This window comes from Nocardia ignorata NBRC 108230, from assembly GCF_001612905.1.
Lineage (GTDB): Bacteria > Actinomycetota > Actinomycetes > Mycobacteriales > Mycobacteriaceae > Nocardia > Nocardia ignorata.
This window is the reverse complement of sequence record NZ_BDBI01000007.1, coordinates 88,079-101,150: the sequence shown is the minus strand read 5'-3', so window position 1 is coordinate 101,150 and position 13,072 is coordinate 88,079. Positions and strand designations below refer to the sequence as shown.

Annotated in this window: 11 protein-coding genes; 7 read left to right on the top strand and 4 right to left on the bottom strand. The window is 68.0% G+C overall.

Annotated features, from left to right (window positions below; all coding sequences use genetic code 11):
• The first annotated feature begins 340 nt into the window (after nucleotides 1–340).
• Entirely contained in the window at nucleotides 341–907 is a 567-nt protein-coding gene (locus NI2_RS06500; RefSeq protein ID WP_243749929.1) for a SanA/YdcF family protein, read from the top strand.
• Between the two features lie 12 nt (nucleotides 908–919).
• On the opposite strand, the gene NI2_RS06495 is transcribed toward NI2_RS06500, so the two are convergent.
• Nucleotides 920–1,471 (bottom strand): hypothetical protein, encoded by a 552-nt coding sequence (locus tag NI2_RS06495; protein WP_157104650.1) that lies wholly within the window; start codon nucleotides 1,469–1,471, stop codon nucleotides 920–922.
• A gap of 211 nt (nucleotides 1,472–1,682) precedes the next feature.
• On the opposite strand from NI2_RS06495, the gene NI2_RS06490 reads away from it, so the two are divergent.
• Together NI2_RS06490 and NI2_RS06485 are read left to right on the top strand one after the other, a co-directional pair.
• Nucleotides 1,683–1,937, top strand: a complete 255-nt coding sequence (locus NI2_RS06490; protein ID WP_067487404.1) for a hypothetical protein — start codon at nucleotides 1,683–1,685, stop codon at nucleotides 1,935–1,937.
• Nucleotides 1,938–2,015: 78 nt separating this feature from the next.
• Nucleotides 2,016–5,360, top strand: a complete 3,345-nt coding sequence (locus NI2_RS06485) for a DEAD/DEAH box helicase (RefSeq protein ID WP_133734051.1) — start codon at nucleotides 2,016–2,018, stop codon at nucleotides 5,358–5,360.
• On the opposite strand, the gene NI2_RS06480 is transcribed toward NI2_RS06485, so the two are convergent.
• From NI2_RS06480 to NI2_RS06470, 3 genes are all read right to left on the bottom strand, one after another.
• The gene (locus NI2_RS06480) at nucleotides 5,342–6,397 is read right to left on the bottom strand and encodes a class I SAM-dependent methyltransferase (protein ID WP_067487399.1); all 1,056 of its coding nucleotides are present in this window, start codon (nucleotides 6,395–6,397) and stop codon (nucleotides 5,342–5,344) included. The two genes, NI2_RS06485 and NI2_RS06480, sit on opposite strands and share 19 nt — an antisense overlap.
• 494 nt (nucleotides 6,398–6,891) lie before the next feature.
• Nucleotides 6,892–7,341, bottom strand: coding sequence for a PTS sugar transporter subunit IIA (locus tag NI2_RS06475; protein ID WP_067487392.1), 450 nt, complete (start codon nucleotides 7,339–7,341; stop codon nucleotides 6,892–6,894).
• The gene (locus NI2_RS06470) at nucleotides 7,338–7,568 is read right to left on the bottom strand and encodes a PTS sugar transporter subunit IIB (RefSeq protein ID WP_067487390.1); all 231 of its coding nucleotides are present in this window, start codon (nucleotides 7,566–7,568) and stop codon (nucleotides 7,338–7,340) included. The genes NI2_RS06475 and NI2_RS06470 overlap by 4 nt, the downstream gene beginning before the upstream one ends.
• A gap of 174 nt (nucleotides 7,569–7,742) precedes the next feature.
• On the opposite strand from NI2_RS06470, the gene NI2_RS06465 reads away from it, so the two are divergent.
• From NI2_RS06465 to nagB, 4 genes are all read left to right on the top strand, one after another.
• The gene (locus NI2_RS06465; RefSeq protein ID WP_067487448.1) at nucleotides 7,743–9,068 is read left to right on the top strand and encodes a PTS transporter subunit EIIC; all 1,326 of its coding nucleotides are present in this window, start codon (nucleotides 7,743–7,745) and stop codon (nucleotides 9,066–9,068) included.
• Between the two features lie 6 nt (nucleotides 9,069–9,074).
• Complete coding sequence (ptsP, locus tag NI2_RS06460) at nucleotides 9,075–10,739, top strand: phosphoenolpyruvate--protein phosphotransferase (RefSeq protein WP_067487388.1); 1,665 nt, start codon at nucleotides 9,075–9,077, stop codon at nucleotides 10,737–10,739.
• Between the two features lie 270 nt (nucleotides 10,740–11,009).
• Nucleotides 11,010–12,293: an N-acetylglucosamine-6-phosphate deacetylase gene (locus tag NI2_RS06455; RefSeq protein WP_067487385.1), complete on the top strand. Its 1,284-nt coding sequence runs from the start codon at nucleotides 11,010–11,012 to the stop codon at nucleotides 12,291–12,293.
• Nucleotides 12,293–13,072: a glucosamine-6-phosphate deaminase gene (nagB, locus tag NI2_RS06450; RefSeq protein ID WP_067487382.1), complete on the top strand. Its 780-nt coding sequence runs from the start codon at nucleotides 12,293–12,295 to the stop codon at nucleotides 13,070–13,072. The genes NI2_RS06455 and nagB overlap by 1 nt, the downstream gene beginning before the upstream one ends.

Below are 13,072 nucleotides of genomic sequence, written 5' to 3'. Positions count from 1 at the left end.
CAAACATCCACCCGGTGAAGGGTTTCGGTGAGGCAAGGGTTCGTACTGTAGCTCAGAGCGTCGACCGGACGCAAATCCGGAAGAACCCTGAACACATGATCGGTCAGGCGCTCATCGTCCTACCTCGTTTCCCTGTACCGTAGCGGCCCTGTCGGACCAGCTCTTCGGCACCGGGTCGGTGTCCGTGTCGCTCTGACTGGAATAAAGTTACGTGGCTGGAATTCCGATGTCAAATTCCCTAGTCAGGCCGGGTTTCGAACCACAACAATGGGAGGGTCGCGCGTTGAGCGAGGAACGTAGTGGAAGGCGGCGGCGGTTACGTCGCGTTGTGAAGGCCGGCGTGGTGTTGGCGAGTGGCGTGGTGTTGGTGACGGTGTGTGCCAATGCGGCCATGTGGATGTTGTCGTCGGGGCATCGCAGTGATGTGGCCGGAGCGCCCACTGTTCCGGTTGTCATTGTTCCCGGTGCGCGGGTCGCGCCGGACGGGACGCCGATGGCGTATCTGCGGGGTCGCCTGGATGTGGCGATCGAATTGGTCGCGGCGGGGAAGGCGCGTGAGATTCTGCTGTCCGGGGATGCCGGCGGGACTTCCGGCGACGAGATCGCGTCCATGCGGCGTTACCTCCTCGAGCGCGGGGTCGACCCGGACATCGTGCGGGAGGATGGGGAGGGGCTGTCCACGCGGGAGACGTGTGAGCGGGCGCGGTCGATGTTCGGGGTCGACCGCGCGATCATTGTCAGCCAATACCAGCATCTGCCGCGGGCGGTCGCGTTGTGCCGGGCGGCGGATATCGACGCCGACGGGGTTGTCGCATATTGCGAGTGCAGGCGAGCCACCGAGGTGCGCAACAACATCCGGGAATGGTTGGCGGCGCCCAAGGCGGTCGTCGAGATGGTCCTGCGCTGATCTGCCAAAGGGTTATCGGCGCAGGATTGCTGCGAGCCCGGCGCGAAGTCGATCCAGCAGCCTCGGACGGTCGGGTGTTTCCGCAGGGATGTGCGGCTCGGGCGGGGTTTCATTCACCCGGCCGACCCGCGGGTACACAGGCGCATAGGGAGGGCCGGCCAGCAGGTTTCGGCATCCTGTGCGGATCTCGTCCCAGATGATGGCGGTATCCAGGCCGTCCTCCAGGCTGATTTGCATGGTGTAGAAGTCCCAGGCCAGTTCCTCCAACTCCGGTGGTTCGGGCTCGGGACGCATCGTCAGCTCGAACAGATCAGTGAAGATCAGGCGCAGGCACTCGTCGGAGTCTCCTTCGTCGGCCAGCAGGGCGGCGGCATTGCGATTCGCGCGCCTGAGCCGGACAGCTACCTCCCGTTCGCGCCAACCCCCGAGGTGAACGATCTCGAGTTCGGCGAGCGCAGTGCGGAACAGTTCCGGGGCGTCGCGGCAATCGGTTCGGTGCAGGCAGGCGAGTTCGACCAGCGCCGGGGAATCGACCCCTCGGGCCAAAGCCTCTGCGCCGATCATCGTCAGATGTGACTCGTCCAGCTCGCCGACGGCGAACAGGTCTGCGGCGCGGTTCAACTCGTCCATCGGGTCAGCGTGCGGTTCCGGGGGTTCGGCCGTCAACGCAAATATGGACTGGACTCGAGGTTTCTGCGGAGGGGGTTCGGTCAACCCTCTCGTCGGTCCGCGACCGGATGGACCGATTCCGATCACCGCAATTCGAGGAGAGCTAGTGCGCATCGTCAAAGCTGTTGGGATCATGCTGGCCGTTGTGGCCGCCACGGCGGTGGGGGCCGGTTCGGCTGTCGCGGAACCGGAGTCCAAGGAGAACATCTACATCGACGTCAATGTGCTCGGGTGCTCGATCGGCGCCGGACTCGGTGGTGACGTGCTGGTGGCGCTCACCGGCGGCGGCGGGTCGAGTGCGATGGTGAATTCGTCGCTGGCGGCGCGGCTTCGGGCCGCCGGGTGCCTGCCTCGCCTGTAGGACCAGCGCCGATGGTCTCGTCGACGGCGACGGGACCATCGGCCTACCGTGCCCGGGCACGCGCCATCACGTACCGTGGTGCGAGTTGTCAGCATGCTGGCCGACGGAATGGGGTGCATCGTGAACGGGTCCGAGCATGCCGCGCGGCTCGTGCGTTTCTGGCGGACCGTCGAACTGCTCGGTCCGCAACTGGTACCGGAGGTCGGCGTCTGCCGCGAAACCGGTGCGCTGGTGGTGGAACTCGGCGCGGACGAACCGGCACCGTGGGAAGACCTCACCTCGCTCCCCGCGCTGCAACCGGGCCGGGTATGGCAGTTCGTGGTGTTCGGCGGGTTGTTCGAAGTGGGGCGTGCGCGTGAATCGCTGATGCGCGCCTTCGGGCGGGACGAGCTCGAGGCGGACGCGCGTCAGTCCGGAACCACAGCCACTTTCGCGGTGACATTGAGCGACGACGGCATGGTCGTCGAGGGATCGGCGACGCTGTCGGGGCTGGCGTGGGCGATCAACCGGTTGCGCTCCCCCGGCCCCGCCGACCCGGGGTGGGCCGACGGGTTCGAGCACGACTCCTCGGCATTCACCGCCGCGTTCGACCTGCTGACCACCGAGGTACCGAGCGTCGACCCGGAAGCCGACGATCCCGGCCCGCGTTGGCGTGCCCTGGATGTGGTCGGTCGTGGCGTCGGCGCGTCGCTGATCGCGGCGGGCGCGGACGGTGTCGTTTCGCCGGGGCTGGCGGGGATGTCGGCCACCGCGTTCGTGCGCGGCGTCATGGCGAACGAGGAATTCGGTACGCCGCTGGTGACCGGGCGGGCATTGCAGACGTTCGCGGGGGATCTGTGTGGGGCTCTCTCGATCCGGTCCGAACTACGGGCCGGCGGGGTGCGGGTGGCGTGCGTGCAGGTGGCGGTCAGGGATGCCGACAGCACGGCGGCCGAGGACCGGCTCAACAGCGGACTGGGCGTGGAGTTGCGTGCGCTCGCCGCGGCGGTGGAGCGTGGGGACGTCGGGGCAGCGCTGCGGGACTACCTCGCGGCGAGTGAAACCTTGCCCATTGATCAGCGGATCGATGTTCGTCAACGGCAGGACGTGATGGTCGAAGGGCTGCTGCCCCAGCGCGTGCCGGACGGGCGGTGGCCGGGTGATCCGCTCGTCGCGGGCCAGCAGTTCGCGGTAGATCAGGCGATGACCGAACTGCGCGGCAGCGCGGGGATTTTCGCCGTGCACGGCGCGCCGGGCACCGGAACGACGACGATGCTGCGGGACCTGCTCGCGGCGATCGTGGTCGAAAGAGCGGAGCGGCTGGCCGCTTTCGACGACCCGATGGATGTGTTCACCGGTGTCACCGAGCAGGTGCAGGTCGCCAAGAACTACACCGTCGGCGCGCACCGGCTCGCCCCCGAGACGACCGGGTTCGAGGTGGTGCTCGCCACCGGTAGCGACCGGAGCGCCGCCGATGTGGTGGCCGAGATCCAGCACCGCGACGCGATCGACTCCGACGTGCGGATCAACCACTTCGGCGAGCTGGCCGAATTCGTCAGCGGCGAACCCGCGTGGGGGTTGATCGCCGCGGCGCTCGGCGGGGCGAGACGAACCTTCGGGGAGCAGTTCTGGTTCGGCGACCGGTTCGCCACCGAGCGCAAGGCGCAGGCCGGTTCGGCGGGAATGCTCGATCTGCTCAAACAGGCCGAGGCGGACCCGGATTCGGTGCCCGACTGGCAGACCGCCGTGCGCGACTTCGAGAGCAGGCGCGAGCACGTTCGAACGCTCGCACAGCAGCGTCAGGATGTGGCCGACGCGGTCGCCGAGCTGCCCGCGATGAACGACGACCTGCTGTCGCTGTCGGCGGAGATCGCCAATGCCGATGCGGCACACGCACACTGGCGCGCACAGCATCAGCAGGCAACCGAACAGCTGCGTGCGGCGCAGGCCACGCATCATCGGGTCAGCACGTTGCTCACCGAGCACGGCGGGCGTAAACCAGGGTTCGCGGAGTCGTTGTCCACCGGATTCCGCGCCGGCCGGCGATGGAGTGCGCGCTCCAACGAGTTGTTGCGTGAACGCCACGACGCCGAAGCGGAGATGCGGCGCAGACAGGGCGAGGTCGACCATGCGCGTGAACAGTGGGCGCAGGCAGCCGAGCACGGGCGCACCCTCATCCGTGACCACGTCGCTTTGACCGACCGGCGGGCACGAGCACTCGACATCATCGAAGCGGCGCGCGAGAACTGGTCGGAGACAATTCCTTTCGGTGATGTCGCCGCGGACGACGAGCAGTTCCAACTGTGCAATCCGTGGGCCGACGAGCAGTACTCGACAGCTCGGCGTGAGCTCTTCCTCTCGGCGCTGCGGCTGCATCGGGCGCTGCTGCTGAACGCCGCGCCCCGGGTGCGCGACAACTTGATCGTGGCGATCGCGCTGATCCGCGACGAGCTCGCGGTGGCGCCGAAGCCGGAAACCATCGCGGCCGCCTGGCAGACACTGTTCCTCGCGGTGCCGATGCTCACGACGACATTCGCCGCGCTGCCCAAGTTGTTCGCCGGGCTGGGGCGTGAGGCGCTCGGTTGGTTGTTCGTCGACGACGCGGGCCAGGCCGCGCCGCAGGCGGTGGCAGGTGGACTGTGGCGCGCGCGCCGGGCGGTGATCGTCGGAGATCATCGTCAGCTGGGACCCGTTGTGACGCTGCCGACTTCGGCGCAGGAAGCGCTGGTTCGCCAGTACGGGCTCGATGCGGAGTGGATGCCGGATCTGGCCTCGGCGCGGCAGGCGGCAGATCGTGGCGTGCGGTTCGGGACCTGGCTGACACCCGCTGATTACGACCGGCCGGTGTGGGTGGGAACACCGTTGCGGGTGCATCGGCGCAGCGATCTGCCGATCTTCGAACTGACCCACCGGATCGCCTACGACGACGACCTGCTCGTCTTCGGCACGCCCGAGCGGCCCGACTTCCCGGGGCACGATCGGTGGATCGATGTGAGATCCGCACGCGCCGAGGGGAACTGGATCCCCGGTGAAGGTGAGGCGCTCGGCGCCTTGCTGACGGAGTTGCGCGAGGACGGGGTCGCGGCCGACGACATCCGGGTGGTCAGCCCCTTCCGCGATGTCGCCGACGGTGCGCGGCGCGTCGCCCGCGAGGTGCTCGGAGACGAGTTCGCCGCCGCCCAGGTGGGCACGATCCATGGCATGCGTGGCAATTCGGCCGAGGTGGTCGTGCTGGTACTCGGCACCTCACCCGCCGCGGGCGGTTCGCGACGCTGGGCCGCGGCCAACCCGAACGTGCTGAACGCGGCGGTGTCGCGGGCGCGGCGGCGGGTGTACGTGATCGGCAACTGCCGATTGTGGAGCAGCCAGCGGTATTTCGACGTGCTCGCCCGGCATTGGCCCGCCGAGTCCGATCAGCTGGTCGCTCAGACCGTCAACCGGTAGAACCGCCAGAAGCCGAAGTTCTCGATCGGCAGGATGTCGACGGTGGTGAAGCCCGCCTTGTGGGCGTACTCGCCCAGTTGCTCGGCGCGCATCACGGTTCCGGTACCCGCCGAACCGTGGTGCGCCATGCCGTCCGGCAGGCAGACGAGCAGGCTGAAGCCGTACATGAGGCGGTCGACATCGCTTGCGGGAGAAGCGAATTCCGGGTCGACGGCCTCGTCCATCACGATCACCACTCCGCCGGGACGCAGCGCACGTCGTGCGGCCGACAGCACCTCGACCGGGTACGGCATGTCGTGCACGCATTCGAAGGCGAAGACGGCGTCGTAGGTCGATTCCGGGAGGTCGGTCGTGACGTCGGCGTGGTGGAAGTGGACGCGGTGGGCGAGGTCGGCGGCGTTGGCGGTGGCCATGGTGATCGACGGCGGGTCGATGTCGTAACCGTCGACCCGCAGGTCGGGGTAGGCGCGGGCCAGGGCGATCGAGGACCAGCCGCCGCCGGAGCCGATATCGGCGACTCGGGCGCCGGGAGCCGACAGCAGGGCATGGACGTCGGGGACGGTGGCGAGATCGGCGGCCAGGCGGTGTTCGAACCAGGGACGGTTCATGTCGGCTTGGGATTCGCGCACGTCGGCGCCGTATTCGGACCAACCGACACCGCCGCCGTCGCGATAGGCGCGCACCAGGGCGGGGAGCTGGACCGCCGCACCGGCCAGCATCCGCGCGAGCGGGGCGAGGTAGTCCAGGCTGTTCGTGTCGGTGAGCACCTCGGCCGCGCCCGCTGGGAGGGCGAAGCGGCCGTCCGGCGTCACCGCGAGGATGCCGGTCGCGGCTTGCTGTTCGAGCCATTCCTGCGCGTATCGGCGGTCGCCGCCGACGCGGGTGGTGAGCTCGGCCGCGTCGGCGGGGCCGGCGGCCAGCGCCGAGTACCAGCCGAGCCGGTCGCCCAGATGGATGGCCAGGATGTCGACCGTGCCGAGCGCCGCTTCGAACAATCGCTGCGCGAACTGCTCACTGGTCTGCTCCACTGCGCTCACTTGGGTCCTCCCGATTCGATGCGGGCTAGAACAGCCTGCTGACAGGAGAACGGACAAGGAAACGTCACGGTTCACCATGCGCCCAACGATTCGATCTCACCGCTGTCGATTGCCGCCTGTTTGCGAGAGGCTGGGCAGAGTTCCCAGGATCGGAGTCGTCATGAGGCCGAGCTCATTTCTCGGACCAGCCGTTTGTGCCGCGATAGCTCTCGCTGTCGTCCTTCCGGCGCAAGCCAGTGCTGATCCCCTCACCGATCTGCTGTGCGACAGCGGATCGAGTCAGTTCTGTCCACCGCCACCGCCGCGCGAGTGCCATCCCTCCTACGATCCGTGTGTTCAGATCGCACCTGATGTCGACTGTGCAGGTGGCAGCGGGGACGGGCCCGCATACACGGGCCCGGTTCGAGTAGTCGGCCCCGACGAATACGGGCTCGATGCCGACGGGGACGGGATCGGCTGCCAGAACAGCTGATTCTCGGCTGTGTTACGCGCCGTTAGGGCGTATCGAACAGGGGTGCACCGGGTTCCACGACTGTGTCGATCGTGTCGGGATTGATGGAGTTCTTCGGGGAGTCCATTACGACGATCGGGCAGATGATCGGGTAGCCGGTGGCGGCGATCTCGGTGGGATCGAAGGTGACGATGGGGGTGCCGGTCTCGACGGTTTCGCCTTCGGTGGCGTGGAGGGTGAAGCCTTCGCCTTTGAGTTTCACCGTGTCGATGCCGAGGTGGACCAGGACGCCTACGCCGCCGCCGAAGACCACGAAGGCGTGGGGGTGGAGTTTGAGGAGTTTGCCGCTGATGGGGGCGGTGACGGTGAGGGGGCCTCGGGTGCGGTCGGGGTCGACGGCCACGCCGGAGCCGACCAGTTGATCGGCGAAGACCTGGTCGGGAACTTCCGACAGCGGGATGACGCGGCCGGCGAGGGGGGCGGTGACGTTCACAGGATGTCCCCGATGTCCTCGGCCAGCGTGTCGGCTTCGGGACCGACGACGACCTGTACGACGGTGCCCGACTTGAGGACGCCGTGGGCGCCCGCCGCCTTGAGCGCGGCCTCGTCGACCTTGGCGCCGTCGCGCACCTCGGTGCGCAATCGGGTGATGCACGCCTCGATCTCGACGATGTTCTCCGCGCCGCCCAGGCCCTGGACGATCGCTTCCGCTTTGGACATGTGTTCTCCCTTTCCGCGGTGGTAGCCGGTTCCAGTATGGGAGCCTCGGTTGTGCGCCACGTCATATTTCGTGGTTGACATCCGTCGGCCACCTGGTCAAACTGACAACTGGTTATGACCGGACAGTACCCGTCAGAGCCACTGGTTCACAACCGCTGGACGAAGAAGGTCGACATGACTGCCGTTACCGACAGCCCCAAGCAAGAATCCAAAACATTCGCGGGATTGCAGCGCCTCGGGCGCAGCCTGATGCTGCCCATCGCCGTGCTCCCTGCGGCGGGCATCCTGTTGCGTCTCGGCCAGGACGATCTACTCGGCCGCTTCTCCGCGCTGGAAAGCGCGGCGTCGGTGATCTCGGCGGCGGGCCAGGCGGTGTTCACCTGGTTGCCGCTGATCTTCGCCGTCGGCATCGCCATCGGGTGGGCCAAGAAGGCCGACGGGTCGACCGCGCTGGCCGCGGTGGTCGGCTACATGGTGATCGACGGGGTGTTCAAGGCGATGTCGCCGATCGTGCTGGAAGGCAAGACCGACCCCAAGGGCGCCCAGGCGCTGATCAACTACGGCGTGCTCGGCGGCATCGTGATGGGTCTGCTCTCGGCGATCCTGTGGCAGCGGTTCTATCGCACGAAACTGCCCGACTTTCTCGGGTTCTTCAACGGCAGGCGGCTGGTTCCCATTCTCACCGCCGTCACCGGCCTGGTGGTGGGTGTCGCGATGGCGTTCCTGTATCCGGCGTTCAACTCGGCGCTCACCTGGGTCGGTGAAGCGGTCGCGGACAATTCGGTGGTCGGTGGCGGTGTCTACGGCGCGGCCAACCGGTTGCTGATTCCTACCGGTCTGCACCACATTCTGAACTCCACGGTCTGGTTCCTCGTCGGCGATTACACCGATGCTTCCGGTCAGCTGGTGCGCGGCGATCTGAACCGTTTCTTCGCGGGCGACCCGAGCGCGGGCACCTTCATGACCGGCTTCTTCCCGATCATGATGTTCGCGCTGCCCGCCGCCGCCTTCGCCATCTGGCGCAATGCGCGGCCGTCGCAGAAGAAGCTGGTCGGCGGCATCATGCTCTCCACCGGGCTCACCGCGTTCGTCACCGGTATCACCGAACCGCTCGAGTTCTCGTTCATGTTCGTGGCGTGGCCGCTGTACGTGGTGCACGCGATCCTGACCGGTACTTCGATGGCCTTGGTCAACGCGCTCGGCATCCACGACGGTTTCACCTTCTCGGCCGGTGCGATCGACTACCTGCTGAACTTCGGCAAGGCGACCGATGCGTGGCTGCTGATCCCGATCGGCCTCGGGTACGCGCTGGTGTACTACCTCCTGTTCAGCTTCGTGATCAAGAAGTGGAACCTGCGTACGCCGGGCCGCGAGGCGGAGACCGATGACGAGGTCTCCGGCGTGGCCGAGGCGCAAGCCGGACCCGTAGCGGCGGACAGCGGTGATACTCGAAACGATGGAACCGAGACGAAGCTGGACAAGAAGCCGGAAGGTGAGTGACGCCCGATGCCGGAACAGGTGATCCGTGGGCTCGGAGTCAGTCCCGGGGTGGTGTGTGCGCCGTGGTTGCGATTCGGATCGCAACTCGAGACCTCCGCGCAGGACCCGGTCGGCGGGCCACCCGACGAGGAACTGGCCCGGGTGAAAGCGGCGCTCGCGGGGGTGGCCGACGAAATGGCCGCCAGGGCGTCGCGCGTGGACGGCGTTGCGGCGGAGATCCTTTCGATGTCGGCGACGATGGCCCGCGACCCGGGCATCGTCGCCGCCGCCGAGAAGGAATTGAAGGCGGGAATGCCGACGGCACACGCCGTGCACCTGGCATTCGAGGGGTTCTGCGCCAAGCTCGAGGCATTGGGCGGGTACATGGCCGAACGCGCGACCGATCTGCGCGATATCGGCGGGCGAACCATCGCGGTGCTGCTCGGTGAACCGATGCCGGGCATCCCCGAGCCGGGATTTCCGTTCGTGCTCGTCGCGCGCGATCTGGCGCCGGCCGACACGGCGATGCTGGGTGGCAGCGATGTGGTCGGCCTGCTCACCAGCGAAGGCGGGCCGACCAGTCATACCGCCATCCTGGCGAAATCGCTCGGTCTGCCCGCTGTGGTGAACTGCCCGCAGACCGACAAGCTCGTCGATGGCGCACCGGTGCTGCTCGACGGTTCGACCGGTGAAGTGGTGATCGACCCGAGCCCCGAGCGTCAGCAGGCGGCGGCCGAGCAGGCGGCCGCCGACAAGGCGCGGCTCGCGGCGGCCAGTGGGCCGGGGCGCACGGCCGACGGCACCCCGGTGCACCTGCTGGTCAATATCGGCACGGTCGACGACGCGGTGAAGGCGGCACCGGTCGACAGCGAGGGTGTCGGCCTGTTCCGCACCGAGTTCATGTACCTCGGCAAGGCTTCGGAGCCTTCGCTGGACGAGCAGACCGCCTCTTACACAGCGGTTCTCGAACAGTTCGCGGGCCGCCGCGTAGTGGTGCGCACGCTCGACGCGGGCTCGGACAAGCCGCTGCCGTTTCTCGATCTCGGGACCGAGGAGAATCCGGCGCTCGGTGTGCGCGGATTGCGGATCGGGTCGGTGTTCCCGGAGACACTGGCCACCCAGCTCACCGCTTTGGCTCGCGCGGGTGAGGCGACCGGTGCCGATCTGTGGGTGATGGCGCCGATGGTCGCCACGGCCGACGAGGCCGCCGGATTCGCGGCGCTGGCAAGGGAATCCGGGGTGCGCAAGGTCGGGGCGATGATCGAGATCCCGGCGGCGGCATTGCGGGCGGCCGATCTGCTGGCGCACCTGGACTTCGTGAGCATCGGTACCAACGACCTCAGCCAGTACACCTGTGCGGCGGACCGGATGGCGGGCAGCCTCGCGCAGCTCCTCGATCCCTGGCAGCCGGCGGTACTCGACTTGATCGCGATGGTCGGCGCGGCGGGAACGGCATCGGGCAAGTCCGTCGGTGTATGCGGTGAGGCGGCGTCGGATCCCCTGCTCGCCCCGGTGCTGGTCGGGCTCGGAGTGACGAGCCTGTCGATGTCGGTACCTGCCTTGCCCGCTGTCCGAGCTGCCTTGGCGGGAGCCGACATTCAGCGTTGTCAGGAAGCGGCCGACGCGGCGTGTGCTGCGCGTGGACCACAGACGGCACGTGAGGTGGTCGCGGCGATCGTTGGACGGGCATGAGGTGGTGACGGCGGTGCCGGTCCGCTCTGTGAGCGCCGCTCCGGCGCTCGGGGCGAGACGTTCAGCCACCGACAGTGTGGTGGCGGCCGTGGCGGCCGAACTTCCGGCAGCGATTTCAGCGGTCAAGCCAGTGGCCGGCGCATACCGGGCAGTGACTCCGCCAACGGTTGTGCCGCTGCCGGCGCGCTGGTCGATCATCGGCCCGCGGGGTGCGGCGGTTGCGGGCAGGCCGGTATCCGGCGGTGTCAAGAGAGGGATAGGTGGGTCGGCGTGACTGCCTTGCGGGGGTGTGTCGTCGGGGCGGGTGAGGGTGAGATCGCCGATGGTGTGGTCGAATTCGATGGGGCGACGATTACGTGGGTTGGTGCGGCGGCGAGTTATCCACGTCCGCATGAACTTCCGGAGGCCACGGATGACTTTGTGCTGCCCGGGTTGATCGACCTGCATTGTCACGGTGGGGCCGGGTTCGGTTTTCCCAATGCTGACGGGGCGGGGGCGCGGGCTGCGGCGGCGCACCATCGCGCGCACGGCACGACTGGGTTGCTCGGTAGCTTGGTGTCGGCGGCGCCGGAGGTGTTGGTCGAGCAGGCGGCGGCGCTGGCGGATCTGGTGGACGACGGGGAGCTGCTCGGGGTTCATCTCGAGGGGCCGTTCATCAATGCGGTGCGGTGTGGTGCGCAGGATCCGGCGGCCATCGTCGCCGGGGATCCGGTGCTGTTCGAGCGGATCTACCGGGCGTCGCGCGGGACCGTCCGCTCGATGACGCTGGCGCCGGAAACCGCGCACTTCGGCGAATTGCTCGCCGCGATGCGCGAATACGGTGTGCTGCCGAGCCTGGGACATACCGATGCGGACGCGGCGACGACGTCGGCTCGGATCGCCGAGTGGGTCCACCCGCGCGGAACAACCGAGCCGGCATCCGCACGACGAAGCCCCGGTACGGCTCCGCAGCCCTCCGACAGCTCCGGAGCGACCCGAACCGAAACCGGCGGGCCAGTGCGGGTCGGTGGCGAACCGATCACCGCCACCCACCTGTTCAACGGGATGCCTGAGCTGCATCACCGCAAGCCCGGCCCCGCTGCCGCTTGCCTCGCCGCCGCCGGCCGCGGCGAGATGGTTGTCGAGCTGATCGCCGACGGTGTGCATCTGGCGCCCGAGACCGTCGCGATGGTGTTCGACACCGTCGGCGCCGACCAGATCGCCCTGGTATCGGACGCGATGGCGGCCGCCGGGATGAGCGACGGTGATTACCGGCTCGGCGCCCTGGATGTGCAGGTGCGGCACGGGATCGCCCGGCTCGCCACCGAAGACGGTTCGCCCGGCGCTATCGCGGGCGGCACGGCGACACTGCTCGAGGTGGTGCGGTGGTCGGTGGAGCATGCGGGTATCCCCCTCGTCGATGCGGTCAGGGCTGCCACGCGCACGCCTGCGCGGGTGCTCGGACTCGGGGCCGAGCGCGGCACGCTGCGGGCGGGTGCGCGGGCCGATGTGCTCGTGGTCGATCGGCAATGGCAGGTGCGGCGGGTGTTCGTCGCCGGAACGGAAGGAAGCTGATGGAAATCGTGATCCGCGCGGACGAACACGAAGTGGCCACCACGGTCGCCGATATCGTCGGCGGCTATGTGCGCCAGGGCAACGCGATTCTCGGCCTGGCCACCGGGTCGTCGCCGCTCGGCAGTTACCGGGAACTGGCGCGCCGCTACCGTGACGGCGAACTGGATTTCACCACGGCCAGTGGGTTTCTGCTCGACGAGTACGTCGGGCTGCCGAAAAGCCATCCGCAGTCGTACTTCTCGGTGATCCGGTCGGAATTCGTCGATCATGTGAACCTCGATCCTGCGCGTGTGTTGAGCCCGAACGGGGAGGCGGGCGACATCGCGGGCGAAGGCAGGCGTTACGACGCCGCGATCGCCGCCGCCGGCGGGGTGGACGTGCAGCTGCTCGGCATCGGCACCGACGGACACATCGGTTTCAACGAGCCCGGTTCGTCGCTGACCTCACGGACCAGGGTGAAGACGCTCACCGAACAGACCCGCCGGGACAATGCCCGGTTCTTCGACGGCCCCGACGACGTCCCGCACCATGTGCTCACCCAAGGGCTCGGCACCATCCGCGAAGCCCGGCATCTGGTGATGATCGCCCTCGGCGCGGGGAAGGCCGACGCCATCGCGGCGGCCGCCGAGGGACCGCTGTCGGCGTTCTGCCCGGCCTCGGTGATGCAGTGGCATCCGCATGTCACCGTGGTGATCGATGAAGCCGCCGCGAGCAAGCTGAAGCTGGCCGACTATTACAAGTACGCCCTCGCGAACAAGCCTGTGTGGCAGTCGTTCTGA

Bases quoted from the DNA above. Each gene is read 5' to 3' on its own strand.
- NI2_RS06465 (WP_067487448.1), top strand. From the start codon at position 7,743: ATGACTGCCGTTACCGACAGCCCCAAGCAAGAATCCAAAACATTCGCG.
- NI2_RS06470 (WP_067487390.1), bottom strand. From the start codon at position 7,568: ATGTCCAAAGCGGAAGCGATCGTCCAGGGCCTGGGCGGCGCGGAGAAC.
- nagB (WP_067487382.1), top strand. From the start codon at position 12,293: ATGGAAATCGTGATCCGCGCGGACGAACACGAAGTGGCCACCACGGTC.
- NI2_RS06495 (WP_157104650.1), bottom strand. From the start codon at position 1,471: ATGATCGGCGCAGAGGCTTTGGCCCGAGGGGTCGATTCCCCGGCGCTG.
- ptsP (WP_067487388.1), top strand. From the start codon at position 9,075: ATGCCGGAACAGGTGATCCGTGGGCTCGGAGTCAGTCCCGGGGTGGTG.